Source organism: Streptomyces sp. NPDC020898, assembly GCF_044333925.1.
GTDB lineage: Bacteria > Actinomycetota > Actinomycetes > Streptomycetales > Streptomycetaceae > Streptomyces.
This window is the reverse complement of sequence record NZ_JBIRRV010000008.1, coordinates 23,098-48,589: the sequence shown is the minus strand read 5'-3', so window position 1 is coordinate 48,589 and position 25,492 is coordinate 23,098. Positions and strand designations below refer to the sequence as shown.

Here is a 25,492-nt window from a genome sequence, read left to right as displayed (position 1 = left end):
TCAGACCGCCCTCATCAGCAGGGTCGCGGCGATGAGGATCGCCGCACCGCCGAACATCGAGACCGCGTACGAGCGCGCATAGCCGTTCTGGAGCTTGCGGAGCCGTCCGGAGAGGCCGCCCATCGAGGCCGCCGTTCCGTTGACCACCCCGTCGACCAGGGTGTGGTCGACGTACACCAGGGAGCGCGTGAGGTGCTCTCCGCCGCGTACGAGGACGACGTGGTTGAAGTCGTCCTGGAGCAGGTCGCGCCGGGCCGCCCGGGTGAGCAGCGATCCGCGCGGGGCGACGACCGGGACCGGACGGCGCCCGTACTGGACGTACGCGGTGCCCACGCCGATGACGAGTACGACCATGGTGGCCAGCGTGACCGTGAGGGCGCTGACCGGCGGGTGTCCGTGCGAGTGCCCGGTGACGGGCTCCAGCCAGTGCAGGAAGCGATCGCCGATGCTGAAGAACCCGCCCGCGAAGACCGACCCGAAGGCGAGCACGATCATGGGGATCGTCATCGACCTGGGCGACTCGTGCGGGTGCGGCTCGTTGCCGTTCCCGTCGGGCTGCCAGCGCTTCTCACCGAAGAACGTCATCAGCATCACGCGCGTCATGTAGAAGGCGGTGATGGCCGCGCCGAGCAGGGCCACGCCGCCGAGGATCCAACCCTCGGTGCCGCCCTTGGCGAACGCCGCCTCGATGATCTTGTCCTTGGAGAAGAAGCCGGACAGACCGGGGAAGCCGATGATGGCCAGGTACCCGAGGCCGAAGGTCACGAAGGTGACCGGCATGTACTTCCTGAGGCCGCCGTACTTCCTCATGTCGACCTCGTCGTTCATGCCGTGCATGACCGAGCCGGCGCCGAGGAACAGTCCGGCCTTGAAGAAGCCGTGCGTCACCAGGTGCATGATCGCGAAGACGTAGCCGATGGGGCCGAGGCCGGCCGCGAGGATCATGTAGCCGATCTGCGACATGGTCGAGCCGGCCAGCGCCTTCTTGATGTCGTCCTTCGCGCAACCGACGATCGCACCGAAGAGGAGCGTGACCGCGCCGACCACGGTGACCACCAACTGGGCGTCGGGCGCCCCGTTGAAGATCTCCGCGGAGCGGACGATCAGATATACGCCCGCGGTCACCATCGTCGCCGCGTGGATGAGGGCCGAGACCGGGGTCGGGCCCTCCATCGCGTCCCCGAGCCAGGACTGCAGCGGCACCTGGGCGGACTTGCCGCAGGCCGCGAGCAGCAGCATCAGGGCGATGGCGGTGAGTTTGCCCTCACTCGTCTCACCGGTGGCTTCGAGGACCGGCCCGAAGGCGAAGGTCCCGAAGGTGGTGAACATCAGCATGATGGCGATCGCCAGGCCCATGTCGCCGACGCGGTTGACCAGGAAGGCCTTCTTCGCGGCGGTCGCGGCACTGGGCTTGTGCTGCCAGAAGCCGATCAGGAGGTACGAGGCGAGGCCGACGCCCTCCCAGCCGACGTACAGCAGGAAGTAGTTGTCGGCGAGGACGAGCAGCAGCATCGCCGCGAGGAACAGGTTCAGATAGCCGAAGAAGCGGCGGCGCCGCTCGTCGTGCTCCATGTACCCGATCGAGTACACGTGGATCAGCGTGCCGACGCCGGAGATCAGCAGGACGAACGTCATCGACAGCTGGTCGAGCTGGAAGGCGACGTCGGCCTGGAAGCCCTCGACGGGGACCCAGCTGTACAGGTGCTGCATCAGAGCGCGGTGCTCGGCGTCCTTGCCCAGCATGTCGACGAAGAGGACCACGCCGATCACGAAGGAGCAGGCGGCGAGGGCCGTGCCGATCCAGTGGCCGACGGCGTCCAGCCGTCGTCCGCCGCACAGCAGTACGGCCGCTCCGAGCAGTGGCGCCGCCACCAGCAGCGCAATCAGGTTCTCAGCGTTCACGGTTCAGCGACCCCTTACAGCTTCATCAGGCTGGCGTCGTCGACCGAGGCCGAATGGCGGGAACGGAACAGCGACACGATGATCGCGAGCCCGACGACGACCTCCGCGGCGGCGACGACCATCGTGAAGAAGGCCATGACCTGGCCGTCGAGGTTGCCGTGCATCCGGGAGAAGGCGACGAACGCGAGGTTGCAGGCGTTGAGCATCAGCTCGACGCACATGAAGACCACGATCGCGTTGCGCCTGATCAGGACGCCGGTGGCACCGATCGTGAACAACAGGGCGGCGAGATAGAGGTAGTTGACCGGGTTCACTTCGACGCCTCCCCGCTGTTGGTGCGCTCCAGGCGGTCCTCGGCGCGCTGCTCCAGGGCCTTGAGGTCGCTGATGGCCTCGGTGGACACATCACGGATCTGGCCGCGCTGACGCAGCGTCTGCATGACCGAGAGCTCGGCGGGGGTGCCGTCGGGCAGCAGGCCCGCGATGTCCACCGCGTTGTGCCGGGCGTACACACCGGGGGCCGGGAGCGGCGGCAGGTGCTTGCCGTCCCGTACGCGCTGCTCGGCCAGCTCGCGCTGGGTCTTGGCGCGCTCGGTGCGCTCGCGGTGCGTGAGCACCATGGCGCCGACGGCGGCCGTGATCAGCAGGGCGCCGGTGATCTCGAAGGCGAACACGTACTTCGTGAAGATGAGGGCGGCGAGGCCCTCCACGTTGCCGTTCGCGTTGGCCTGGCCGAGGCCGGTGAACTCCGACAGGGAGGCGTTTCCGACGCCCGCGACCAGGAGGATGCCGAAGCCCAGCCCGCACACCAGGGCCAGCCAGCGCTGGCCCTTGATGGTCTCCTTCAGCGAGTCCGCGGCGGTGACACCGACGAGCATGACCACGAAGAGGAACAGCATCATGATCGCGCCGGTGTAGACGACGATCTGGACGACGCCCAGGAAGTAGGCGCCGTTGGCCAGGTAGAACACCGCCAGGATGATCATGGTTCCGGCGAGACACAGCGCGCTGTGTACGGCCCTCTTCATGAAGACGGTGCACAGGGCTCCGGCCACGGCGACGGTTCCGAGCACCCAGAACTGGAACGCCTCACCCGTGGAGGTGGCGGCGGAAAGAGTGGCTGTGGCGGCGAGCTGCGCGCTCATGCCCCCACCCCCTCTTCTTCGGGCTTCTCGCCCTTGGAGACGGCGACCTGGCGGACCGTGCCGGGCGCGGCCTCGGTGACCAGTCCCCGGTAGTAGTCCTGTTCGTCGGTGCCCGGGAAGATCGAGTGGGGCGAGTCGACCATGCCCTCGTCGAGTCCGGCGAGGAGCTGTTCCTTGGTGTAGATGAGGCTGGCGCGGCTGCTGTCGGCCAGCTCGAACTCGTTCGTCATCGTCAACGCGCGCGTGGGGCATGCCTCGATGCACAGTCCGCACAGGATGCAGCGGGCGTAGTTGATCTGATAAACGGCGCCGTACCGCTCGCCCGGGGAGTAGCGCTCCTCTTCGGTGTTTTCGGCGCCCTCCACATAGATGGCGTCCGCGGGGCAGGCCCAGGCGCACAGTTCGCAGCCGATGCACTTCTCCAGGCCGTCCGGATGGCGGTTGAGCTGGTGCCGTCCGTGGAACCGGGGAGCGGTGGTCTTCTGCTGTTCGGGGTACTGCTCGGTCAGCCGCTTCTTGAACATGGCCTTGAAGGTCACGCCGAAGCCGGCCACGGGGTTCTGGAAGCCAGGCGTCGTCTGCCCGGCCTCCTTGGGCTCCTCAGCCATCGGACGCCTCCTTTCCATCCAGAGATCCGTCACTGCCAGTATCCGGTCCACCACTGACAATCAACTCGCGCTCACGGCGCGGGCGCCTGCGCGGCACCGTCGGCGCCTCCTGTCCCGGCAATGGCGGTACGGGGAATCCGCCCGCCATCGGGTCGAAGGCGACGGGTTCGGCGGTGGCCGTCTGCTGCGCCCTGCCCCGGTCGCGGAAGATGTCGACCACGAAGGAGAGCAGGAGCAGGGCGAGAACACCGCCGCCGATGTAGAGGGCGATGTCGGCGAAGTCGTAGTTCTCGTTGCGCAGGGTCCGTACGGTCGCGACGAGCATCAGCCAGACCAGCGAGACCGGGATGAGGACCTTCCAGCCGAGCTTCATCAACTGGTCGTAACGGACGCGCGGAAGCGTGCCGCGCAGCCAGATGAAGAAGAACAGCAGCAACTGCACCTTGATGACGAACCAGAGCATCGGCCACCAGCCGTGGTTGGCGCCCTCCCAGAAGGTGCTGATGGGGTAGGGAGCCCGCCAGCCGCCCAGGAAGAGCGTCACCGACACGGCCGAGACGGTCACCATGTTGACGTACTCGGCGAGCATGAACAGCGCGAACTTGATCGACGAGTACTCGGTGTTGAAGCCGCCGACCAGGTCGCCCTCGGACTCCGGCATGTCGAAGGGGGCGCGGTTGGTCTCACCGATCATCGTCACGATGTAGATGAGGAAGGAGACCGGCAGCAGGACGATGTACCAGCGGTCGTGCTGCTGTTCGACGATGGTCGAGGTCGACATGGACCCGGAGTAGAGGAACACCGAGGCGAAGGCGGCGCCCATGGCGATCTCGTACGAGATCATCTGGGCGCAGGACCGCAGACCGCCCAGCAGGGGGTAGGTGGATCCGGAGCTCCAGCCCGCGAGCACGATGCCGTAGATGCCGACCGAGGCGACCGCGAGGATGTAGAGCATCGCGATCGGCAGGTCGGTGAGCTGCATCGTCGTACGGTGGCCGAAGATCGACACCTCGTTGCCGGCCGGCCCGAAGGGGATCACCGCGATCGCCATGAAGGCCGGGATGGCCGCGATGACCGGCGCGAGGACGTAGACCACCTTGTCCGCGCGCTTGACGATCAGATCTTCCTTGAGCATCAGTTTCACGCCGTCGGCGAGCGACTGGAGCATGCCCCAGGGGCCGTGCCGGTTGGGGCCGACACGCAACTGCATCCAGGCGACGACCTTGCGCTCCCACACGATGGAGAAGAGCACGGTGATCATCAGGAAGGCGAAGCAGAAGACCGCCTTGACGACGACCAGCCACCACGGGTCGGTGCCGAACATGGAGAGGTCTTCAGCGGCGAGGTACGGGCTCATGCCTCCACCTCCTTGGGTGCGTCGGAGGCGAGGGTCGCCGGGCCGATGCGGACGAGTGCGCCGGGCAGCGCCCCGGTGTCGGAGGCGACGCCGCCTCCGGTGGAGTTGAGCGGCAGCCAGACCACGCGGTCGGGCATCTCGGTGACCTGCAACGGCAGTCGCACCACCCCTGAGGGGCCGGTCACGGCGAGCAGGTCGCCTTCCTTGACGCCCGCCTCTGCGGCCGTGGCGGCCGACACGCGCGCGTGTGCGGCGTGCCGCGTCCCGGCGAGCGCGTCGTCGCCCTCCTGGAGACGCCCCTGGTCGAGCAGCAGCCGGTGTCCGGCGAGCACGGCTTCCCCGGCGGCCGGACGCGGCAACTGGGTGGCGATCTCCAGGGGGTTGGTGGCCCGCGCCCCGTCCCAGGCCCCGAGCCGGTCCAGTTCCAGGCGCGCGGTCCGCAGATCCGGCAGGCCCAGGTGTACGTCCATGGCGTCGGCGAGCATCTGCAGTACGCGGGCGTCGGCCGGCGCGAGGCGGCGGGTCATCTGGTCGGGCTTGAGCGCGGCCTCGAAGAGACGGGCCCGGCCTTCCCAGTTGAGGAAGGTGCCCGCCTTCTCGGCGACCGCAGCGACGGGGAGCACGACATCGGCGTGTTCGGTGACCTCGCTGGGCCGCAGTTCCAGCGACACCAGGAAGCCCACTTCGTGGAGGGCCTCACGCGCGCGTGCCGGGTCCGGCAGGTCGGCGACCTCGACGCCGGCGACCACCAGGGCCCGCAACTCGCCCGCGATGGCGGCCTCGACGATCTGGCCGGTGTCGCGGCCGAAGCGGTGCGGAAGCTCGGCCACACCCCAGGCGACGGCGACCTCGTCCCGCGCGCGCGGGTCGGTCGCCGGACGTCCGCCCGGCAGCAGCGAGGGCAGCGCACCCGCCTCGACCGCGCCGCGCTCCCCGGCCCGGCGCGGAATCCACACCAGCTGGGCACCGGTCGTGGCCGCGGCCCGCACGGCTGCGGTGAGTCCGCCCGCCACGGCGGCCAGCCGCTCTCCTACGACGATCACGGCACCCTCGGTGCGCAGCGCCTCGGCGGCCTTCGTCGCACCGCCCTCCTCCAGACCGAACCCGCTGCCGAGCGCGTCCAGCCACTCGGTCTCGGTGCCGGGGGCGGCGGGCAGCAGCGTGCCGCCGGCCTTCTCCAGGCCGCGGGTGGCGTGCGTGGCCAGCGAGTAGACCTTCTGCCCATGTCCCCGCCAGGCCTTGCGCAGCCGCAGGAAGACGCCGGGCGCCTCCTCCTCGGACTCGAACCCGACCAGCAGGACCGCGGGCGCCTTCTCCAACGAGGTGTACGTGACACCCGTACCGTCGAGGTCACGTCCGCGTCCGGCGACCCGGGCGGCCAGGAAGTCGGCCTCCTCGGCGCTGTGCACGCGCGCGCGGAAGTCGATGTCGTTGGTGTCGAGGGCCACGCGCGCGAACTTGCTGTACGCGTAGGCGTCCTCGACGGTAAGCCGACCGCCGGTGAGAACGCCCGTACGACTGCGCGCCGCGAGGAGTCCCTGCGCCGCCGCCTCCAGCGCCTCGGGCCAGGAGGCGGGCTCCAGGACACCGTCGGCGTTGCGAACCAGGGGCGTCCGGAGCCGGTCCGGCTTCTGCGCGTACCGGAAGCCGAAGCGCCCCTTGTCGCAGAGCCACTCCTCGTTGACCTCGACGTCGGGGGCGGCCAGGCGCCGCATGACCTTGCCGCGCCGGTGGTCGGTGCGCGTGGCGCAGCCGCCGGAGCAGTGCTCGCACACCGAGGGCGAGGAGACGAGGTCGAAGGGGCGGGAGCGGAAGCGATACGCCGCCGAGGTCAGCGCGCCGACCGGGCAGATCTGGATCGTGTTCCCGGAGAAGTACGACTCGAAGGGGTCGCCCTCACCGGTACCGACCTGCTGGAGGGCGCCCCGCTCGATCAGCTCGATCATCGGGTCGCCCGCGACCTGGTTGGAGAAGCGGGTGCAGCGGGCGCACAGCACGCACCGTTCGCGGTCGAGCAGCACCTGCGTGGAGATCGGCACGGGCTTCTCGTAGGTCCGCTTCTTGCCCTCGAAGCGGGACTCCGACTGACCGTGCGACATGGCCTGGTTCTGCAGCGGGCACTCGCCGCCCTTGTCGCAGACCGGGCAGTCGAGCGGGTGGTTGATGAGCAGCAGTTCCATCACACCGTGCTGGGCCTTCTCGGCCACGGGCGAGGTGAGGTGAGTCTTCACCACCATCCCGTCCGTACAGCTGATCGTGCAGGACGCCATGGGCTTGCGCTGGCCCTCGACCTCGACGATGCACTGACGGCAGGCGCCGGCCGGGTCGAGGAGGGGGTGGTCGCAGAAGCGCGGGATCTCGATGCCGAGCTGTTCGGCGGCGCGGATCACCAGGGTGCCCTTGGGCACGCTGATCTCGATGCCGTCGATCGTCAGCGAGACGAGATCTTCCGGCGGGACCGCCGCCTCGCCCCCTCCGGAGGGAGCGCTCGTGGTCACCGTCATGCGTTCACCTCCGTGCGGTCGGCCCAGGCCGTGGACTTGGCCGGGTCGAAAGGACAGCCCCGGCCCGTGATGTGCTCCTCGTACTCCTCGCGGAAGTACTTGAGGGAGGAGAAGATCGGCGAGGCGGCGCCGTCGCCGAGGGCGCAGAAGGACTTGCCGTTGATGTTGTCGGCGATGTCGTTCAGCTTGTCGAGGTCGGACATGGCGCCCTTGCCGGCCTCGATGTCGCGCAGCAACTGCACGAGCCAGTACGTCCCTTCGCGGCAGGGTGTGCACTTGCCGCAGGACTCGTGGGCGTAGAACTCGGTCCAGCGGGTGACGGCCCGGACGACGCAGGTGGTCTCGTCGAAGCACTGGAGTGCTTTTGTGCCGAGCATGGAACCCGCGGCGCCCACTCCTTCGTAGTCAAGAGGGACGTCGAGGTGCTCTTCGGTGAACATCGGCGTCGAGGAGCCGCCCGGTGTCCAGAACTTCAGCCGGTGGCCGGCACGCATCCCGCCGCTCATGTCGAGGAGTTGGCGGAGCGTGATGCCGAGCGGGGCCTCGTACTGGCCCGGATTGGTGACATGGCCGCTGAGTGAGTAGAGCGTGAAGCCCGGGGACTTCTCGCTGCCCATCGACCGGAACCATTCTTTGCCCTTTTGCAGAATCGCGGGAACTGACGCGATCGACTCGACGTTATTTACAACAGTTGGGCACGCATAGAGCCCTGCGACGGCAGGAAAGGGGGGACGGAGCCGCGGTTGACCCCGGCGGCCTTCGAGGGAGTCGAGCAGTGCGGTCTCTTCACCACAGATGTACGCGCCCGCGCCCGCGTGCACGGTGAGTTCGAGGTCGAGTCCGCTGCCCAGGACGTCCTTGCCGAGGTAGCCCGCCGCGTAGGCCTCACGTACGGCCTCGTGCAACCGCCGCAGCACTGGCACGACTTCACCACGCAGATAGATGAAGGCATGCGAAGACCTGATGGCATAACACGCGATCACAATGCCCTCGATGAGGCTGTGCGGGTTCGCGAAGAGGAGCGGGATGTCCTTGCAGGTTCCCGGCTCCGATTCGTCGGCGTTGACAACTAGATAGTGTGGTTTTCCATCACCCTGAGGAATGAACTGCCATTTCATTCCCGTGGGGAATCCCGCACCGCCGCGGCCACGCAGACCGGACTCCTTGACGTACGCGATCAAGTCGTCCGGTGTCATCGCGAGGGCCTTGCGGAGTCCCTCGTACCCTTCGTGCCTCCGGTAGACGTCCAGGCTCCAGGACCGGTCCTCGTCCCAGAAGGCCGACAGCACGGGTGCGAGCAGCTTCTCGGGGCTCGTCTCGTTGATCTCGGGTGCCAATGTCATCACTCCCCCTCCTCGGTGACGGGCCCCGCCGGGTGGGAGGGGTCGGAAGCGGCCGTCTCCTGCGGCGCGTCGTGCGAACTGAGGTGCTCGGCGGGCGACGGGTCATGCACCGTCGCGGTCCTGGGGGCGGTCCCCCTGGGGTGCACCACGCGCGCGGGGCTCTCGCCCTTGGCCAGCCGGAGCCCGATCAGCGAGGCGGGGCCGGCGCTGCCGCTCGCCTCGACGGCCCCGTCCCGGGTGTCGGGGAAGCCCGCCAGGATGCGGGCGGTGTCCTTGAACGTGCACAAGGGGGCACCGCGCGTGGGTTCGACCTGCGTGCCCGCGCGCAGGTCGTCGACAAGGCGCTTGGCACTGGCCGGGGTCTGGTTGTCGAAGAACTCCCAGTTGACCATCACCACGGGTGCGAAGTCGCAGGCCGCGTTGCACTCGATGTGCTCCAGCGTGACCTTGCCGTCCTCGGTGGTCCCGCCGTTGGCGACGCCGAGGTGCTCCTGGAGGGTCTCGAAGATGGCGTCGCCGCCCAGTACCGCGCACAGGGTGTTGGTACAGACGCCCACCTGGTAGTCGCCGGAAGGGCCCCGGCGGTACATGGAGTAGAAGGTGGCGACCGCGGTGACCTCGGCCGTGGTCAGGCCCAGCATGTCCGCGCAGAACCGCATCCCGGTGCGCGTGACGTGCCCCTCCTCCGACTGCACGAGATGCAGCAACGGCAGGAGGGCGGACCGGGAGTCCGGGTAGCGGGCGATGACCTCGCGGGAGTCCGCTTCGAGCCGGGCTCGAACGTCGTCCGGGTATGCGGGCGCGGGCAGTTGGGGCATGCCCAGGCTGACGCCCTCGGGGGTGGTGGTCACCGGTCGACGCCTCCCATCACGGGGTCGATGGACGCGACGGCGACGATGACGTCGGCGACCTGGCCGCCCTCGCACATCGCCGCCATGGCCTGCAGGTTGGTGAAGGACGGGTCGCGGAAGTGGACCCGGTAGGGGCGGGTGCCTCCGTCGGAGACGGCGTGCACCCCGAGTTCGCCCTTGGGTGACTCGACAGCCACGTACGCCTGTCCCGGCGGCACGCGGAAACCCTCGGTCACCAGCTTGAAGTGGTGGATCAGGGCCTCCATGGAGGTGCCCATGATCTTCTTGATGTGGTCCAGGGAGTTGCCCAGGCCGTCCGGCCCCAGGGCGAGCTGCGCGGGCCAGGCGATCTTCTTGTCGGTGACCATGACCGGGCCGGGCTGCAACCGGTCCAGGCACTGCTCGACGATCCTGAGGGACTGCCGCATCTCCTCCAGCCGGATCAGGAAGCGGCCGTAGGAGTCGCAGGAGTCGGCGGTGGGGACGTCGAAGTCGAACGTCTCGTATCCGCAGTACGGCTGGCTCTTGCGCAGGTCGTGCGGGAGGCCGGTGGAGCGCAGGACCGGGCCGGTGGCGCCGAGGGCCATGCAGCCGGCCAGGTCGAGGTAACCGACGTCCTGCATACGGGCCTTGAAGATGGGGTTCCCGGTGGCGAGCTTGTCGTACTCGGGAAGGTTCTTCCTCATCTTCTTCACGAACTCGCGGATGTGGTCCACCGCGCCGGGCGGCAGGTCCTGGGCGAGTCCGCCGGGGCGGATGTACGCGTGGTTCATCCGCAGGCCCGTGATGAGCTCGTAGATGTCGAGAATCATTTCACGATCACGGAATCCGTAGATCATGATCGTGGTGGCGCCGAGTTCCATACCGCCGGTGGCGATGCACACCAGGTGCGAGGAGAGCCGGTTGAGCTCCATCAGGAGCACGCGGATGAGGGTGGTCCGGTCGGAGATCTGGTCCTCGATGCCGAGGAGCTTCTCGACGGCGAGACAGTAGGCGGTCTCGTTGAAGAAGGACGTCAGGTAGTCCATGCGCGTGACGAAGGTGGTGCCCTGCGTCCACGTGCGGAACTCGAGGTTCTTCTCGATGCCGGTGTGCAGATAGCCGATGCCGCAGCGGGCCTCGGTGACCGTCTCGCCGTCGATCTCCAGGATGAGGCGGAGCACACCGTGGGTGGAGGGGTGCTGCGGGCCCATGTTGACGACGATGCGCTCGTCGTCGGCACGGGCCGCGGACTGGACGACCTCGTCCCAGTCGCCACCGGTGACCGTGTACACGGTCCCTTCGGTGGTCTCGCGCGGAGTTGCGTGCTGCGTGCTCATGAGTACGACCTCCGCTGGTCCGGAGCCGGGATCTGGGCGCCCTTGTACTCGACGGGGATGCCGCCGAGGGGATAGTCCTTGCGCTGCGGGTGGCCCGGCCAGTCGTCCGGCATCATGATCCGCGTCAGGGCCGGGTGACCGTCGAAGACGATCCCGAAGAAGTCGTACGTCTCGCGCTCGTGCCAGTCGTTCGTCGGATAGACGGAGACCAGGGACGGGACGTGCGGGTCACTGTCGGGGGCGCTGACTTCGACGCGGATCAGCCGGTTGTGGGTGATCGAGCGCAGGTGGTAGACGGCGTGCAGCTCGCGGCCCTTGTCCTGCGGGTAGTGGACTCCGCTGACGCCCGTGCAGAGTTCGAAGCGCAGGGCGGGGTCGTCGCGCAGGGTCTGGGCGACGCCGAGCAGGTACGCGCGTTCGACGTGGAACGTCAGCTCGTCGCGGTCGACGACCGTCTTCTCGATCACGTTCTCGGGGACGAGTCCCTGTTCCTCCAGGGCGCCTTCGAGTTCGTCCGCGACCTCGTCGAACCAGCCGCCGTACGGCCTCGCCGAGGCGCCCGGGAGCCGGATGGAGCGGACCAGGCCGCCGTAGCCGGAGGTGTCGCCGCCGTTGGCGGCGCCGAACATGCCGCGCTGGACGCGGATCTCCTCGCCGCCGTCGCCGCGCTGGCCGGGGAGGTTGGAGGCGGCGAGGTCCTTCTCGGGGTTGACCCCGTTCGCGTCGCTCATCGCAGCAGCCCCTTCATCTCGATCGTGGGGAGTGCCTTGAGCGCGGCCTCCTCCGCCTCGCGGGCGGCTTCCTCGGCGTTCACGCCGAGCTTGGAGGTCTGGATCTTCTCGTGGAGCTTGAGAATCGCGTCGATCAGCATCTCGGGCCGCGGCGGGCAGCCGGGCAGATAGATGTCGACCGGGACGATGTGGTCGACGCCCTGCACGATGGCGTAGTTGTTGAACATCCCGCCCGACGATGCGCAGACCCCCATGGAGATCACCCACTTGGGGTTGGGCATCTGGTCGTAGACCTGCCGCAGCACCGGCGCCATCTTCTGGCTGACCCGGCCGGCCACGATCATCAGGTCCGCCTGGCGGGGTGAACCGCGGAAGACCTCCATGCCGAAGCGCGCGAGGTCGTAGCGGCCCGCACCGGTGGTCATCATCTCGATGGCGCAGCAGGCGAGTCCGAACGTGGCGGGGAAGACGGACGCCTTGCGCACCCATCCCGCGGCCTGCTCGACGGTGGTCAGCAGGAATCCGCTCGGCAGTTTTTCTTCGAGTCCCATGTCTTAGAGGCCCCTCAGTCCCATTCCAGGCCGCCGCGCCGCCATACGTACGCGTACGCGACAAAGACGGTGAGCACGAAGAGCAACATCTCCACGAGCCCGAAAACACCCAGGGCGTCGAAGGTGACGGCCCAGGGGTAGAGGAAGACGATCTCGATGTCGAAGACGATGAAGAGCATCGCCGTCAGGTAGTACTTGATGGGGAATCGCCCACCGCCGGCCGGCGTGGGTGTCGGCTCGATCCCGCACTCATAAGCTTCGAGTTTGGCCCGGTTGTACCGCTTCGGGCCGATCAACGAAGCCATGATCACGGAGAAGATCGCAAAGCCTGCCCCGAGGGCTCCCAGTACGAGGATGGGCGCATACGCGTTCACCGCTCCTCGCTCCTCTCAGTCGGCACTGACTGCTGGCGATTGCACTGGGCCGGCACCCCCGCCCCGTCCGCCCCGCGAACCCCGCCCGTCCTGGCGAAGATCGAGAACATGTGAAGCAGGTCACAAGCCCAACTGCCCCGCATCTTATGCCCGGCGGTCTGTGATCTGCGACACGGGGTATTGCACAAGCTTTGTGATCTCCACCACCTGGCCAAGGATCATGAAGTCGGATGAGCGGTGATCTTCACACTCGAAGCGGCCACGCGATCACCAGAGGTGACCTTTTCTCCGGTTACCGCTGGTCACAAGCGGAGTCTCCATATCAAGAGACTTCCTCTGCATGCAAATTGGAGATGGACGGGGTCGCTTGATAGTGGAACGCGTTCACACATCAGAGGGAGACGAGTGGGAGATGTGGACGCCTGCATGCACGTGCACGCGTTCACGAGCGCCAGCGGGGCGACCGTTCCGTGACCTGCGCCACACTCGCAAGGCCCCCAAAGATCGGGGGTTGGCCACCGACAGCAACCGATGGTAAGCAGCGGGCAATTCGGGCGTACCGATGAAAGCGCATGATCACAGGCATGATCGACCGTGTCCGCAATGCCCGTTACGGCGTCAATAAAGAGTGACGCTTCGGGAATTTGGGGGCTCGATTGAACAACTGTGGCGCACCACACGTTTCTTGAAGGTATGGAGGAGTCGCTGGTACCGCTTGTACCCATGTCCCACACCGCTACCGCTCATATACGAAGCCACCGGAAGCCCCGGCGTGCCGGCAACTCGTCGCTGGCGATGCGCGCCGGAGTCGCCGGTGGCGTTCTCAGCACCCTGGCAGTGGCCGGTGCGTCCAGTGCGGCGAACGCCGCCGAGTCGACGACGCAGACGCTCAGCCTGCCCGCCCTCACGGCCGACCTGGCCGCTCAGATCGCCGAGTCCGCGGACGCCACGCAGCAGGCGGCCGCGAACTACGAGCTCCAGGCCGAGCGTGACGCCGCAGCCGCCAAGGCGGCCCAGGAGGCCAGGAAGGACCTCGCGGAGGCGAAGCAGAAGGCGGAGGCCAAGGAGAAGGCCGAGGCCGCCCGCAAGGCCGCTGCGGAGGCCGCTGTCTCCCGCTCCGTCGAGCGCGCCACGCTGAGCGCCTCCGACTCGGGCTCGGACTCGGACTCCGGCTCCTCGTCGGCGTCGTCACAGGTGACCGCACCGGCGAGCGGCAGCGTCGCGACTGTCATCGACTTCCTCAAGGCTCAGCTGGGCGATGCCTACGTCATGGGTGCCACGGGCCCCAACGCGTGGGACTGCTCCGCGCTGGTCCAGGCCGCGTTCAAGGAGGTCGGCGTAGATCTCCCCCGGGTCTCGCAGGACCAGTCGACGGTCGGCACGGAGGTCTCGCTCTCCAACCTGGAGGTCGGGGACATCCTGTACTGGGGTGCGAAGGGGTCGGCTTACCACACTGGGGTGTACATCGGGGACGGCCAGTACCTGGACGCGGCCAACCCGTCCAAGGGCGTCGTCATCCAGGACCTGTCCGGGTACCCGGCGACGGGTGCGGTGCGCGTTCTCTGAACCAGCCCGACGTCATGTCGTGTGAAGGGTCGCTGCCGCTCGGGGGCAGCGACCCTTCACACGTATCGGTGCTTTCCGACCGATGCCTTCTGCCGGAACGGCCGTGTGAGGCTGAAACCTCAGCACACCCGACAGCAGAAGGAGAGACAGCGATGCCTCGTGTCTTCGTACAGGGCAGGCCCGTCGACTCGTATCCGCGGCTCACGCCCGGGGCTCGGCGTGGAGCCGTGCGGCGCATCACCGAGGTCGGTGAAGAAGTCCTGCACAAACCGTGCCGGGACGTCACGGAGTTCGGGCCCGAACTCGCCGCGCTCATCGACGACATGTTCCTGACGATGTATGTGGCCGACGGAGCCGGACTCGCGGCCAATCAAGTCAGCGTCGATCTGCGGCTGTTCGTGTACGACTGCCCGGACGACGACGGGATCCGGCACGTCGGACACATCGTCAACCCGGTGCTGGAGCCGCTCGATGCCGCCGACCGGCGTCTCCTCGACGAGGACGAGGGCTGCCTGTCCGTGCCGGGGGCCGTGATGGACGTACCCCGCCCGGACCGTGCCGTCGTGCGCGGGCTCGATCAGGACGGGAACGCTCTTGTCGTCGAGGGGACGGGGTACTTCGCCCGGTGTCTGGCGCACGAGACCGACCACGTGAACGGGCACGTGTATCTGGACCGGCTCTCCACGCGGGAGCGGAAGGAAGCGCTGCGGCAGGTGGCGGACCGTCGCGAGGCGGTGTTCACGCGACGGGCCGCCAAGCAGCAGGGCCTCACCTCCTGAGGGAGCCTGCGCCGGTCACGCCTTCGGGGCCACCTTGCTCAGGCCGTTGATGATCCGGTCCATCGCGTCGCCGCCCGTCGGGTCGGTCAGGTTGGCCAGCATCTTGAGGGTGAACTTCATCAGCAGGGGGTGGGTCAGGCCGCGTTCGGCCGCGATCTTCATGACCTTCGGGTTGCCGATGAGCTTCACGAAGGCGCGGCCCAGCGTGTAGTAGCCGCCGTAGGTGTCCTTGAGCACGCGCGGGTAGCGCTGGAGCGCGATCTCCCGCTGGGCCGGTGTGGCCCGCGCGTGGGCCTGGACGATGACGTCGGCGGCGATCTGGCCGGACTCCATGGCGTAGGCGATGCCCTCGCCGTTGAAGGGGTTCACCAGGCCGCCGGCGTCGCCGACGAGCAGCAGGCCCTTCGTGTAGTGGGGCTGGCGGTTGAAGGCCATGGGGAGGGCGGCGCCGCGGATCGGGCCGGTCATGTTGTCGGGGGTGTAGCCCCAGTCCTCCGGCATGGAGGCGCACCAGGCCTTGAGCACCTCGCGCCAGTCCAGTTCCTTGAAGGAGTCCGAGGTGTTGAGGACACCGAGGCCGACGTTGGACGTGCCGTCGCCCATGCCGAAGATCCAGCCATAGCCGGGGAGCAGCCGGTCCTCGGCCCCTCGCCGGTCCCAGAGTTCCAGCCAGGACTCCAGATAGTCGTCCTCGTGGCGGGGCGAGGTGAAGTACGTACGGACCGCGACGCCCATCGGGCGGTCCTCGCGGCGGTGCAGGCCCATCGCCAGGGACAGCCGGGTCGAGTTGCCGTCGGCCGCGACCACCAGCGGGGCGTGGAAGGTGACCTCGCGCTTGTCCTCACCGAGTTTCGCGTGCACGCCGGTGATGCGGCCGGTGCGGTCGTCGGTGATGGGGGCGCCGACGTTGCAGCGCTCGTACAGGCGCGCGCCCGCCTTCTGGGCCTGGTGGGCGAGCTGTTCGTCGAAGTCGTCGCGCTTGCGGACGAGGCCGTAGTCCGGGAAGGAGGCGAGTTCCGGCCAGTCGAGCTGGAGGCGGACGCCGCCGCCGATGATGCGGAGGCCTTTGTTCCGCAGCCAGCCGGCCTCCTCGGAGATGTCGATGCCCATCGCGACGAGCTGCTTGGTCGCACGGGGCGTCAGGCCGTCGCCGCACACCTTTTCGCGCGGGAAGCTGGTCTTCTCCAGCAGCAGTACGTCGAGTCCGGCCTTCGCCAGGTAGTAGGCGGTGGTGGAACCGGCTGGCCCGGCGCCGACGACGATCACATCGGCGGTGTTTTCGGAGAGGGGCTCGGTCACGGCGGGTTCTCCCCAAGACTCTCAAATCTGCGTGCCGACCGGCACTGGACATGGGCAGTCTATTCAGCAGCACTGATCACCCTGCCGAAGGGCTGCCCTGTGAACCGAGTTCTGCCCGTAGTACGCCTCCGAGTTCCCACCGACGAGGACGCCTTCGCCTGGCACCGGATCTTCGACGACCCCGATGTGATGGAGTTCCACGGAGGCAGATCGGCGGAACTGTCCGTGTACGAGGAACTCACCGCGCGCCAGCGCCGGCACGACGCCGAGTACGGGTTCTGCTTCTGGACCATGCTCGACGAGTCGGACCAGGTCATCGGCTTCACGGGCGCCCAGCCGTGGCCGCAGGACTGGGGCCCCAAGGGGGAGATCGAGATCGGCTGGCGTCTCGGCCGGGCCTACTGGGGCCAGGGTTACGCCACCGCGGCGGCCGAGTTGACCCTGGAACGGGTGCGCGCGGCGGGCGTGTCCAGCGTGGTCGCCATGGTGCTCGCCCAGAACGAGCGGTCCATCGCGGTCACCCGGCGGCTGGGCATGCGGCTCACCGAGGTCTTCACGACGCCCACGTCCGACAAGGAGGGGCACTGCTACCGGCTCGATCTCAACGAGGTGAGTGACGCGGGGTAACCGCTGGGCCGGAACGACCACTGAACGCTTCCGGGCGGTACCCGGCCGGGGTTACTCTGCCCGGTACCGCTGGGGGGTGACGTCTGTGGGTAGGACACCCAGAACACCCGAAGTGCGCGTGCCGGAACTCGTCGGCCTGATGGCCATGGACGCGCGCGAGACGGCCACGGCACACGGAGTACGGCTCGCCGCGCCCGACCCGACCCGAGTTCTCTCTCGCCGTCGTCGACTACGTCGTACGGCAATATCCCCCGCCTGGTGCCGGGATACCGCGCGGTGCCGTCGTCACCGTGTGGTTCGACTTCGGGGAGGGGGAAGGCGGCGGAGGCGCGGGGGTGCGTGAGCCTCGGGTGCCGAAGCCGCCCAGGGGCGGGCTGGAGCGCGAACTCGACCGGCCCGGGGACGCGTTCGAGATGACCAGGTGATCAGTTACGGCTGTTTGAAGCCTCGGTGCAGGGCCACGACGCCGCCTGTCAGGTTGCGCCAGGCGACCTTCGACCAGCCCGCGCCGCGCAGGAGTTCGGCCAGGGCCGGCTGGTCGGGCCAGGCGCGGATGGACTCCGCGAGGTAGACGTACGCGTCGGGGTTCGAGGAGACCGCGCGGGCGACCGGGGGCAGGGCGCGCATCAGGTACTCCGTGTACACCGTGCGGAAGGGCGCCCAGGCCGGGTGCGAGAACTCGCAGATCACAACCCGTCCGCCCGGGCGTGTCACCCGGTAAAGCTCGCGCAGCGCCGCGTCCGTGTCCTGGACGTTGCGCAGCCCGAAGGAGATCGTCACCGCGTCGAAGGTGTCGTCCTTGAAGGGCAGCCGGGTGGCGTCGCCCGCCGTGAAGGGCAGCCAGGGGTGGTTCCGCTTGCCGACCCTGAGCATCCCCAGGGAGAAGTCGCACGGGACGACGTACGCGCCCGTGCGGGCGAACGGGAGGGAGGACGTGGCCGTGCCGGCGGCCAGGTCGAGGATCTTCTGCGCCGGGCGGGCGTCGACCGCCTTCGCGACCTCCTTGCGCCACACGCGGTCCTGGCCGAGCGACAGCACGTCGTTCGTGAGGTCGTACCGTTCCGCCACGTCGTCGAACATCGAGGCGACTTCGTGCGGCTGCTTGTTCAGGGATGCGCGGGTCACGTGCCCATTGTGGCAGTACGGACCTCCACGCCTCCGGGCGGCACGGGCACCGACCGGGCGTACCTGAAGCGCCCGGCCCGTCACCACCACGCTCGGCCACCTACGGCAGCATCCTCGGTTTCTTCTTGCCGGCCACGTCCTCCACCCAGCCGCAGAGCAGGAGGAACACGGCGATCAGGATCCAGCCGACGCCGAACATGAACCACTGGCTCTCCAGCGGCAGGTACGTCTCGAAGGCCGGGATGTTCCAGAACTGGTCGATCAGCGGGACGGCCAGGATCAGCGCGATCTCGTGCCAGAGGTAGAGGGTGACGGCGCGCGCGTTGAAGATCGTCACCATCCGGTCCAGCCGCTTGTAGCGGGTGAGGCCGGCGAAGTCGATCGCGAAGTGCGCCTTGGCGTACATCAGCAGCGTCACGAAGCCCGCCGACCAGAACGCCTGCGCGAGCGGAATGTCGTCGAGGTCGTAGGAGCCCGTCTCGGCCTGGTGGGTGAAGGCGTACCAGCCGCCGAACCCGATGGCGGCGAGGGAGAGCAGGACGACCAGGGCCGGCTTGAGCCGTTGCAGGACTCCGTCACGGTGGGCGAAGCCGAGGATCCAGCAGAAGAGGAAGGTGGCCAGGTCGGTGAGGCCGGTGCCGAAGCGGTTGTCCGGGGGCTCCCAGAGGTAGTGGAGCACCACGATCGGAGCCAGCGAGAGGAGCAGTACGGCCACCGGGGCCAGACGGAACGTCCTCAGCAGGAGTGGGGACAGCAGGACGAACCAGAGGTACGTGCGCAGGTACCAGAGGATCTCCCAGGCCTGCCGGCCCCAGGCGTTGCCCGGCGGGTCGCCGAGCGGCACGATCCAGAAGACGATCTGCCAGCCCGGCATCCAGTCGTGGACCATCATCGCGACGATCACGAAGAAGCCCCAGAACCAGAAGGGGGGCAGGAGCCGGCGGACCCGGCTCCTGATCACCTTGAGGGCCGGGCGTTCCAGGGACTTCGCCATCAGCGTGCCGGCCAGGGCGAACATGACCCCCATGGACGGGAAAACCATGCCGGCCCAGGCCCAGCCGAAGGTGTGGTAGCTGACGACGCGCACGAGAGCGACGGCGCGCAGCGTGTCGAAGTAACGGTCCCGGCCACCACCACCGGTTCTCGGCTTCGGCGCGATCTCGGGCTCTGGCTCTGGCTCTGGGTCGGGCTGGGACGGGGCGTCGGGCGCCACGTACTCCGGTTGGCCGTAGCCGACCTGGCCGTGGTCGGCGTACTGCTGGGGGAACGGCTCCTGCGGATACGGATACGGCTGTTGTCCGTACTCGTAGCCATAGTTGGTGCCGTCGCCGTCGCCGTAGCCGTGGTTGTGGCCGTAGCCCTGCTGGCCCGTCCCCCAGCTCATCAGCTCGCCCCCGCTGGGGTGCCTACCTCGCCCGTGCGCTTCAGTTTCTGCCAGCGCAGGCGGCCGCCGGTGAGGGCGGTGATGCAGGAGTGGATCAGGACGAGGTACATCATCTGGCGGTACGCCAGTTGCTGGAGCGGCATCATCAGCAGGTAGCGGTACTTCTCGCGGTCCAGGCGGAACGCGTAGGCGGCGCAGACGAGTTGGACGCAGAGCACCGCGAGCCAGGCCAGCAGGGCCGCCTGGAAGTCGATGAAGATCATCGAGTAGACGGTGAACACGTCGATGAGCGGCGCGAAGACGGGCGTGATGACCTGGAAGATGACCACCAACGGCATGCCCACGCGGCCGAAGCGGCCCGAAGGGCCCTTGTCCGTGAGGGACTTGCGGTGCTTCCAGAGGGCCTGCATCGTGCCGTACGACCAGCGGTAGCGCTGCGACCACAGCTGCTTGAGCGAGGCGGGCGCCTCCGTCCAGGCCCTGGCGTGCTCCTGGTAGACGACCCGCCAGCCCGCGCGGTGCATCGCGATGGTGATGTCGGTGTCCTCGGCGAGCGTGTCCTCGCTCATACCGCCGACCTCCAGGACCGCGTCGCGGCGGAACGCGCCGATCGCGCCGGGGATGGTGGGCATGCAGCGCAGCAGGTCGTACATGCGGCGGTCGAGGTTGAAGCCCATCACGTACTCGATGTGCTGCCAGGCGCCGATGACCGTGTTGCGGTTGCCGACCTTGGCGTTGCCCGCGACCGCGCCGACCTCGGGGTCCGCGAAGGGCTGCACGAGCTGGTGGACGGCGTCCGGTTCGAAGACGGTGTCGCCGTCCATCATGACGACGATGTCGTAACTGGCGCTGCGGACACCGTTGTTGAGGGCGGCCGGCTTGCCCGCGTTCTCCTGGCGGATGACCCGGACGTTCGTCATGCCGAAGGCGATGGCCGCGTCGCGGGCGATCTGGGACGTGTTGTCGTCCGAGCCGTCGTCGACGACGATGATCTCGATCGGGTGGGTGCTCTTCGCCAGCGACTCAAGGGTGTTGGCGATGCACTCCTTCTCGTTGTACGCGGGCACGATCACGGTCACCGGCCGGGTGACCGTCGGCCCCCAGCTGAACTTTCCGCCCTTGCCGCGTTTCCGGTTGCGTTGGCGGTAGTGGCGGCGGGCGAGGATCAGCATCATCCCGAACCGGCCCATGACGGCGAAGCCGACGACCGCCAGTCCGACTGCCAGCCCCGGTACCGCCCACTCGGCGACCGCGACGGCCGCGATGAGGGTCTTGCCCTGGTAGAGGGTCGCGCCGGTGGCGGTGCGGTGGGCCGCCTGGAGGCTCGAAGTCCCCCCGCCTCCGGGGCCGTTGCCCGCCTGGCCGCCGGTGTCGAACTGGCCGTTCGGTGCGCCGCCGGGCTGCCGGCCCGCTGCGGTGCCCGGGGCGCCCGTGGCCGTACCGGTACCCGTCCCCGCGGTGGCGTCCGAGCTCGCGCCCGTACCCGTACTCGTACCCGCCGTCCCCGTACCCGTGCCGGTGGCGGCCTGCTGGGCGCTCGTCTCGTCCTGCTGGATCGCGCCGCTGATGGTGGTGAAGGTGTAGCCCGCCGCCTTCATCTTCTTGATGTACGTCGGCAGCGCCTTGATCGTCTGCGAGCGCTCGCCACCGGCGTCGTGGAAGAGCACCGAGGCACCCTTGCCGTCCTCGGGCGTGGCCCACTTGATGATGTTCGCGACGCCCGGCCGCTTCCAGTCGTCGCTGTCGGTGTCGACGAAGACGCTGGTGTAGCCCTCCTCGCCGAGCTTCTGGTAGACGGGCCAGCTGTAGTTGTCGATGGCGTCCGCCTCCGAGGAGTACGGCGCGCGGAACAACGTCGTCGTGATGCCGGCCGCGCCCGCCAGCGCGAGCTGGGTCTGCTCCATCTCGCGGTTGACGCGGGCGTCGCTCTGGTAGGAGAGGTCGACGTGCGTGAAGGTGTGGATGCCGATCTCGTTGCCCTGATCGACCATCGTGTTCACGATGCTCGGGTAGCGCGACACCATCGAGCCGACCACGAAGAACGTGGCGGGGACGTCGTACTCCTCCAGGATCGCCAGGACCTGGGGCGTCCAGGTGGGGTTCGGACCGTCGTCGAAGGTGAGCGCGATGGTCTTCTCCGGCACCGACCGGGTCACGGCCTGCCCGTTGCGGAAGGAGAGGATCGGGCCGCCGTCGATGATCTTGTCGGGGACTTCGCCGGCGCTGGCCCCGGTGCGTACGCGCTGGTCACCGCCGACCTCCGCGCGCAGATAGCCGTCGAGCAGCATCACGCTGGTCAGCGCGAGCAGGAGCAGCATCGCGAGGATGACGCGCGGTTTCTGGAGCGCCGCGGCCTTGCCGGCGGCTCGCTGCACCTTCGAGGGGGCGCGCCTGCGGCCGCGCGAGGTGGTCGTCGTAGTCATGTGGTGGCTGCGTTCCGGTCAGTTGGCGGCCGCGGAGGCGGACGCGGTGGCGGTCGGTGCCGAAGCGGGCGGCTCGCCCGTGGCAACGCCCGTCGGCGGGGTGCCGGAGGGCTTGGCGGGCGGGACGGCGGCTCCGGTGGGAGCGCCCGACGGGGCCGCCCCGATGCCGCCCTGCGGCTGCTGGCCGCCCGGGCCCTGGATGCCGCCGGGGCCGTTGCCCCCGAAGGGCAGCAGCGAGGACGGGGTGAGCGAGGTGCCCCAGCCCATGAAGGCCATGCCGAGCACGGCGGCATACCCAAGACAGACGACACCGAGGAAGGTGCCGAACCGGCGGAGCAGTTTCGCCCGGCGGCCGGAGTTGTCAACGAACACGGGACCGTCTGCGGCCCCGTTGGACCCGTTGCCGCTCTTACGGCGACGGCCGCGGCCGGCGGTTCGGTTTTCGATGGCAGGCTCGGAATGCATTCCCCGGACATTAGGAGGCGTTTATGTGACGGAAACTCTGGTTCCCATGTGAGACGCCCATGAGAAACTCCTTAATCTGTGCATTCCCTGAGAGATTCCCCGGAAGCCTGCGCAACCGGCCCTCCATGGAAAGGAGTTGAATGTCCCGCTTACTTGCCCCCTCACTTGCCCCATTCGCACCCTTCGCGGTGCGTGGTCCATGAGCTTTCTGTGTGTGCACTGTCCTCATGAAGGACAGCCTTGTGTGAGAGGTTTCCACTCGGCAAACACACTTTGTTTCCATCCTGAGACGGAAATCACGAGAGCGGGTGCATACGCGATGAGGCGTTTCCTGAGGCCGGCCGCCGGATTGACATGCCTGGTGGCACTGGCCTGCGCCGGGTGCTCATCGGACTCGGAAAGCGGCGCGGACAACGGGTCCGACGCAGCCTCCGAGTCCCCCTCCAAACAGGCCCGGCCGAGCGCCTCCGCCTCGGCGAGTACGGCTTCCGTCACCACGTTCGCCCCGTACGTCAGTGCCACCGACGCGTCCGGCAACGACAGCGCCGGCTCACCGGGGACGTACAACCTCGCGTTCGTGATCTCGGACGGTACGACCTGTACGCCGAAGTGGAACGGTACGACGGCCATCGGCGACTCGGCCGTCAAGTCCCGCATAGCGAAGCTCACCACGACCGGCGCATCGGTCCGTGTCTCCTTCGGCGGCGCCGACGGGAAGGAGCTGGCCGAGGTCTGCGACAGCGCGTCCTCGCTGGCCAAGGCCTATGGCGCCGCCTTGGACGCCGCGGGTTCGACCCAGGCCGACTTCGACGTCGAGGGCGACGCGCTCACCGACTCGGCCTCGATCGAGCTGCGTTCGGAGGCGATCGCCCTGCTCCAGGAGAAGCGCACCGACCTGAGCGTCACCTTCACCCTGCCCGTCATGCCGACCGGCCTCGACGACGACAGCGTGGCCCTGCTCGACTCGGCCAACAACAACTCCGTACAGGTGTCCACCGTCAACATCATGACGATGAACTACAGCAGCGAGCATGCCGGTGACATGGGGGACTACGCACTGGCCGCCGCCGCTGCCACGCACGATCAGCTCGCCGACGTCTTCGGCCTGTCGGACGAGGGTGCGTGGCGGGGAATGGCGTTGACGTCGATGATCGGTGTGAATGACGTCGACAACGAGACGTTCTCTTTGACGGACGCGGCGGAGGTGCGGGCGTTCGCGGAGGAGAAGGGGGTTGCGTGGGTGTCGATGTGGTCGACGTTTCGGGATCAGGAGTGCGAGGAGGGGGTTGCTGCGGCTGATGATGCGGCTACTAATTGCAGTGGGGTTTCTCAAGAAGCGGGGGCGTTTGGGGTGGCGTTTTCGGGGTAACATTCGTTGTTTGTCGGCTGCGGGCAGGTGGGGGCTAGTCGCGCAGTTCCCCGCGCCCCTAAAGGCCGGTCCGTTTCGCCCTGACCCGGTACAGAAGCCAGACCCCTATTTACGTCTATGCACCAGGCGTCCCGCGCATACCGTCGCCATGCACAGCCCATCCCCGTCGAAGACCGCAAGGTCGGCTCGCTCGCCGTCCGCAATGACCGGAGTTCGTGTGTGCCGGAGTACGAGGACCTCGTTGCGGGCGGCCGCCGACCGGAGTTCGGGCGAGTCGGCGTATGCCTCCAGCACCGCCACCGCACCCCCCTTGAGCACGGCGTGGACGCGTTCGCGCGGACTCGGGGCGTCCGGGAGTGGGCCCTCGTGGACGAGGCCGGGGCCCAGGACACCGGGCCAGCGCCGCACCCGCGCCCCCGGGAACCGCTCCGCCACCTCGGCGAGCGGGCCCACGGCGGCGACCCGGTTGCCGTCGACCGCGACGGCACCGTCCTTCAGGGGTTCCGCGTCCCAGTCGGTCCGGAGTTCGTCGGCGGCGTGAATCGTCAGCACGGGCAGGCTAGTTGGAAGCCAGGAGCTTGAGCTCGGGGTGGGCCGTGCCGCCCTCGATCGCGGTGGACGAGATGTGGGACATGACGCGCTCGTCGACCGGGTCGTTCGCCGGGTCGTCGTGGACGACGATGTGCTCGTACGTCGTGGTCCGCTGGGCGGGGACGCGGCCCGCCCTGCGGATCAGGTCGATGATCTCCATACGGTTGGAGCGGTGCTTGGCACCCGCGGCGGAGACGACGTTCTCCTCCAGCATGATCGAGCCGAGGTCGTCCGCGCCGTAGTGCAGGGAGAGTTGGCCGGCCTCCTTGCCCGTGGTCAGCCATGAGCCCTGGATGTGGGCGATGTTGTCCATGAAGAGCCGGGCGATGGCGATCATGCGCAGGTACTCGAAGATCGTGGCGTGCGTACGGCCCTTGAGGTGGTTGTTCTCGGGCTGGTAGGTGTACGGGATGAAGGCGCGGAAGCCGCCCGTCCGGTCCTGTACGTCACGGATCATCCGCAGGTGCTCGATGCGCTCGGCGTTGGTCTCGCCGGTGCCCATGAGCATGGTGGACGTCGACTCGACGCCCAGCCCGTGCGAGGTCTCCATGATCTCCAGCCAGCGCTCGCCGGACTCCTTGAGGGGCGCGATGGCCTTGCGGGGACGGGCGGGGAGCAGCTCGGCGCCGGCGCCGGCGAAGGAGTCGAGACCGGCCGCGTGGATGCGGGTGATCGCCTCCTCGACCGACACCTTCGAGATCCGGGCCATGTGCTCGACCTCGCTCGCCCCCAGGCTGTGGATGACCAGCTGGGGGTAGGCGGCCTTGATCGCGGCGAAGTGCGTCTCGTAGTACTCGACGCCGTAGTCCGGGTGGTGGCCGCCCTGGAACATGATCTGCGTACCGCCGAGTTCGACGGTCTCCGCGCAGCGCCGCAGGATGTCTTCCAGGTCCCGGGTCCAGCCCTTGGCCTTGTCCTTGGGGGCGGCGTAGAAGGCGCAGAACTTGCACGCCGTGACGCACACGTTCGTGTAGTTGATGTTGCGCTCGATGATGTACGTCGCGATGTGCTCCGTACCCGCGTACCTGCGCCGGCGAACGGCGTCGGCGGCCGAGCCGAGCGCGTGCAGCGGGGCGTCGCGGTAGAGGTCGAGGGCCTCTTCGGGGGTGATCCGCCCACCGGCGGCGGCACGGTCGAGCACAGACTGGAGGTCGGCCTTCTCGGTCACCGGACGGTCCCT

General features: G+C 68.3%; 23 protein-coding genes and 1 pseudogene. 5 read left to right on the top strand and 19 right to left on the bottom strand.

The features are described 5' to 3' along the window. The 12 genes from nuoL to ACH4TV_RS25020 are packed head-to-tail and all read right to left on the bottom strand — an operon-like array spanning position 1 to position 12,684. Positions 1 to 1,902: an NADH-quinone oxidoreductase subunit L gene (gene nuoL, locus ACH4TV_RS25075; protein ID WP_398401740.1), complete on the bottom strand. Its 1,902-nt coding sequence runs from the start codon at positions 1,900 to 1,902 to the stop codon at positions 1 to 3. 14 nt (positions 1,903 to 1,916) lie between these two features. After that, positions 1,917 to 2,216, bottom strand: coding sequence for an NADH-quinone oxidoreductase subunit NuoK (nuoK, locus tag ACH4TV_RS25070; protein WP_398401738.1), 300 nt, complete (start codon positions 2,214 to 2,216; stop codon positions 1,917 to 1,919). Continuing rightward, entirely contained in the window at positions 2,213 to 3,046 is an 834-nt protein-coding gene (locus tag ACH4TV_RS25065; protein WP_398401736.1) for an NADH-quinone oxidoreductase subunit J, read from the bottom strand. The genes nuoK and ACH4TV_RS25065 overlap by 4 nt, the downstream gene beginning before the upstream one ends. Then, the gene (gene nuoI, locus ACH4TV_RS25060) at positions 3,043 to 3,654 is read right to left on the bottom strand and encodes an NADH-quinone oxidoreductase subunit NuoI (RefSeq protein WP_398401734.1); all 612 of its coding nucleotides are present in this window, start codon (positions 3,652 to 3,654) and stop codon (positions 3,043 to 3,045) included. Before nuoI ends, ACH4TV_RS25065 begins: the two co-directional genes overlap by 4 nt. Further along, entirely contained in the window at positions 3,647 to 5,011 is a 1,365-nt protein-coding gene (nuoH, locus tag ACH4TV_RS25055) for an NADH-quinone oxidoreductase subunit NuoH (protein WP_398401732.1), read from the bottom strand. The genes nuoI and nuoH overlap by 8 nt, the downstream gene beginning before the upstream one ends. Next, positions 5,008 to 7,515, bottom strand: coding sequence for an NADH-quinone oxidoreductase subunit G (locus ACH4TV_RS25050; protein ID WP_398401730.1), 2,508 nt, complete (start codon positions 7,513 to 7,515; stop codon positions 5,008 to 5,010). Before ACH4TV_RS25050 ends, nuoH begins: the two co-directional genes overlap by 4 nt. Beyond that, the gene (gene nuoF / locus ACH4TV_RS25045; RefSeq protein WP_398401728.1) at positions 7,512 to 8,861 is read right to left on the bottom strand and encodes an NADH-quinone oxidoreductase subunit NuoF; all 1,350 of its coding nucleotides are present in this window, start codon (positions 8,859 to 8,861) and stop codon (positions 7,512 to 7,514) included. Before nuoF ends, ACH4TV_RS25050 begins: the two co-directional genes overlap by 4 nt. Next, positions 8,858 to 9,676: an NADH-quinone oxidoreductase subunit NuoE gene (nuoE, locus tag ACH4TV_RS25040; protein ID WP_398402322.1), complete on the bottom strand. Its 819-nt coding sequence runs from the start codon at positions 9,674 to 9,676 to the stop codon at positions 8,858 to 8,860. Before nuoE ends, nuoF begins: the two co-directional genes overlap by 4 nt. Positions 9,677 to 9,705: 29 nt before the next feature. Next, positions 9,706 to 11,028 (bottom strand): NADH-quinone oxidoreductase subunit D, encoded by a 1,323-nt coding sequence (locus ACH4TV_RS25035; RefSeq protein WP_398401726.1) that lies wholly within the window; start codon positions 11,026 to 11,028, stop codon positions 9,706 to 9,708. Further along, positions 11,025 to 11,759 carry an NADH-quinone oxidoreductase subunit C gene (locus ACH4TV_RS25030; RefSeq protein WP_398401724.1) on the bottom strand — a complete coding sequence of 245 codons (735 nt, stop codon included), beginning with the start codon at positions 11,757 to 11,759 and terminating at the stop codon, positions 11,025 to 11,027. The genes ACH4TV_RS25035 and ACH4TV_RS25030 overlap by 4 nt, the downstream gene beginning before the upstream one ends. Beyond that, positions 11,756 to 12,310 carry a NuoB/complex I 20 kDa subunit family protein gene (locus tag ACH4TV_RS25025; RefSeq protein ID WP_398401722.1) on the bottom strand — a complete coding sequence of 185 codons (555 nt, stop codon included), beginning with the start codon at positions 12,308 to 12,310 and terminating at the stop codon, positions 11,756 to 11,758. The genes ACH4TV_RS25030 and ACH4TV_RS25025 overlap by 4 nt, the downstream gene beginning before the upstream one ends. A 14-nt stretch (positions 12,311 to 12,324) precedes the next feature. After that, positions 12,325 to 12,684 carry an NADH-quinone oxidoreductase subunit A gene (locus tag ACH4TV_RS25020; RefSeq protein ID WP_005476348.1) on the bottom strand — a complete coding sequence of 120 codons (360 nt, stop codon included), beginning with the start codon at positions 12,682 to 12,684 and terminating at the stop codon, positions 12,325 to 12,327. 693 nt (positions 12,685 to 13,377) lie between these two features. On the opposite strand from ACH4TV_RS25020, the gene ACH4TV_RS25015 reads away from it, so the two are divergent. Beyond that, entirely contained in the window at positions 13,378 to 14,250 is an 873-nt protein-coding gene (locus ACH4TV_RS25015; RefSeq protein WP_398401720.1) for a C40 family peptidase, read from the top strand. 152 nt (positions 14,251 to 14,402) lie between these two features. Continuing rightward, positions 14,403 to 15,029, top strand: a complete 627-nt coding sequence (gene def, locus ACH4TV_RS25010; RefSeq protein WP_398401718.1) for a peptide deformylase — start codon at positions 14,403 to 14,405, stop codon at positions 15,027 to 15,029. A 15-nt stretch (positions 15,030 to 15,044) separates the two neighbouring features. On the opposite strand, the gene ACH4TV_RS25005 is transcribed toward def, so the two are convergent. Continuing rightward, on the bottom strand, positions 15,045 to 16,328 hold the full coding sequence (locus tag ACH4TV_RS25005) for a geranylgeranyl reductase family protein (RefSeq protein WP_334594255.1): 1,284 nt from the start codon (positions 16,326 to 16,328) through the stop codon (positions 15,045 to 15,047). A 99-nt stretch (positions 16,329 to 16,427) separates the two neighbouring features. Between ACH4TV_RS25005 and ACH4TV_RS25000 the strand changes: the two genes are divergently transcribed. Together ACH4TV_RS25000 and ACH4TV_RS24995 are read left to right on the top strand one after the other, a co-directional pair. Then, positions 16,428 to 16,955 carry a GNAT family N-acetyltransferase gene (locus ACH4TV_RS25000; RefSeq protein ID WP_398401716.1) on the top strand — a complete coding sequence of 176 codons (528 nt, stop codon included), beginning with the start codon at positions 16,428 to 16,430 and terminating at the stop codon, positions 16,953 to 16,955. 139 nt (positions 16,956 to 17,094) lie between these two features. Further along, positions 17,095 to 17,380 (top strand): annotated as a pseudogene (locus ACH4TV_RS24995) (PASTA domain-containing protein). A gap of 4 nt (positions 17,381 to 17,384) precedes the next feature. Here the strand turns inward: ACH4TV_RS24995 and ACH4TV_RS24990 are convergent. The 4 genes from ACH4TV_RS24990 to ACH4TV_RS24975 all read right to left on the bottom strand — a co-directional run bounded on the left by ACH4TV_RS24990 (position 17,385) and on the right by ACH4TV_RS24975 (position 22,352). Next, positions 17,385 to 18,080: a demethylmenaquinone methyltransferase gene (locus ACH4TV_RS24990; RefSeq protein WP_398401714.1), complete on the bottom strand. Its 696-nt coding sequence runs from the start codon at positions 18,078 to 18,080 to the stop codon at positions 17,385 to 17,387. Between the two features lie 100 nt (positions 18,081 to 18,180). Continuing rightward, positions 18,181 to 19,464: an acyltransferase gene (locus ACH4TV_RS24985; RefSeq protein WP_398401712.1), complete on the bottom strand. Its 1,284-nt coding sequence runs from the start codon at positions 19,462 to 19,464 to the stop codon at positions 18,181 to 18,183. Beyond that, on the bottom strand, positions 19,464 to 21,887 hold the full coding sequence (locus ACH4TV_RS24980; protein WP_398401711.1) for a bifunctional polysaccharide deacetylase/glycosyltransferase family 2 protein: 2,424 nt from the start codon (positions 21,885 to 21,887) through the stop codon (positions 19,464 to 19,466). Before ACH4TV_RS24980 ends, ACH4TV_RS24985 begins: the two co-directional genes overlap by 1 nt. An 18-nt stretch (positions 21,888 to 21,905) precedes the next feature. Beyond that, on the bottom strand, positions 21,906 to 22,352 hold the full coding sequence (locus ACH4TV_RS24975) for a hypothetical protein (protein ID WP_398401709.1): 447 nt from the start codon (positions 22,350 to 22,352) through the stop codon (positions 21,906 to 21,908). A gap of 319 nt (positions 22,353 to 22,671) precedes the next feature. On the opposite strand from ACH4TV_RS24975, the gene ACH4TV_RS24970 reads away from it, so the two are divergent. Beyond that, positions 22,672 to 23,721 carry a chitinase gene (locus ACH4TV_RS24970; RefSeq protein WP_398401707.1) on the top strand — a complete coding sequence of 350 codons (1,050 nt, stop codon included), beginning with the start codon at positions 22,672 to 22,674 and terminating at the stop codon, positions 23,719 to 23,721. Positions 23,722 to 23,826: 105 nt separating this feature from the next. Here ACH4TV_RS24970 and ACH4TV_RS24965 read toward each other — a convergent pair whose 3' ends face one another. Beyond that, positions 23,827 to 24,273 (bottom strand): imidazolonepropionase-like domain-containing protein, encoded by a 447-nt coding sequence (locus ACH4TV_RS24965; RefSeq protein WP_398401705.1) that lies wholly within the window; start codon positions 24,271 to 24,273, stop codon positions 23,827 to 23,829. Between the two features lie 7 nt (positions 24,274 to 24,280). Then, entirely contained in the window at positions 24,281 to 25,480 is a 1,200-nt protein-coding gene (gene mqnC / locus ACH4TV_RS24960; protein WP_398401703.1) for a cyclic dehypoxanthinyl futalosine synthase, read from the bottom strand. Between the last annotated feature and the right edge of the window lie 12 nt (positions 25,481 to 25,492).

Excerpts from the sequence above, each read along its gene's own strand:
- ACH4TV_RS25065 (WP_398401736.1), bottom strand. The coding sequence starts at position 3,046 with ATGAGCGCGCAGCTCGCCGCCACAGCCACTCTTTCCGCCGCCACCTCC.
- nuoI (WP_398401734.1), bottom strand. The coding sequence starts at position 3,654 with ATGGCTGAGGAGCCCAAGGAGGCCGGGCAGACGACGCCTGGCTTCCAG.
- nuoH (WP_398401732.1), bottom strand. The coding sequence starts at position 5,011 with ATGAGCCCGTACCTCGCCGCTGAAGACCTCTCCATGTTCGGCACCGAC.
- ACH4TV_RS25050 (WP_398401730.1), bottom strand. The coding sequence starts at position 7,515 with ATGACGGTGACCACGAGCGCTCCCTCCGGAGGGGGCGAGGCGGCGGTC.
- nuoE (WP_398402322.1), bottom strand. The coding sequence starts at position 9,676 with ATGCCCCAACTGCCCGCGCCCGCATACCCGGACGACGTTCGAGCCCGG.
- ACH4TV_RS25035 (WP_398401726.1), bottom strand. The coding sequence starts at position 11,028 with ATGAGCACGCAGCACGCAACTCCGCGCGAGACCACCGAAGGGACCGTG.
- ACH4TV_RS25030 (WP_398401724.1), bottom strand. The coding sequence starts at position 11,759 with ATGAGCGACGCGAACGGGGTCAACCCCGAGAAGGACCTCGCCGCCTCC.
- ACH4TV_RS25025 (WP_398401722.1), bottom strand. The coding sequence starts at position 12,310 with ATGGGACTCGAAGAAAAACTGCCGAGCGGATTCCTGCTGACCACCGTC.
- ACH4TV_RS25015 (WP_398401720.1), top strand. The coding sequence starts at position 13,378 with ATGGAGGAGTCGCTGGTACCGCTTGTACCCATGTCCCACACCGCTACC.
- def (WP_398401718.1), top strand. The coding sequence starts at position 14,403 with ATGCCTCGTGTCTTCGTACAGGGCAGGCCCGTCGACTCGTATCCGCGG.
- ACH4TV_RS24985 (WP_398401712.1), bottom strand. The coding sequence starts at position 19,464 with ATGAGCTGGGGGACGGGCCAGCAGGGCTACGGCCACAACCACGGCTAC.
- ACH4TV_RS24980 (WP_398401711.1), bottom strand. The coding sequence starts at position 21,887 with ATGACTACGACGACCACCTCGCGCGGCCGCAGGCGCGCCCCCTCGAAG.
- ACH4TV_RS24975 (WP_398401709.1), bottom strand. The coding sequence starts at position 22,352 with ATGCATTCCGAGCCTGCCATCGAAAACCGAACCGCCGGCCGCGGCCGT.
- ACH4TV_RS24970 (WP_398401707.1), top strand. The coding sequence starts at position 22,672 with ATGAGGCGTTTCCTGAGGCCGGCCGCCGGATTGACATGCCTGGTGGCA.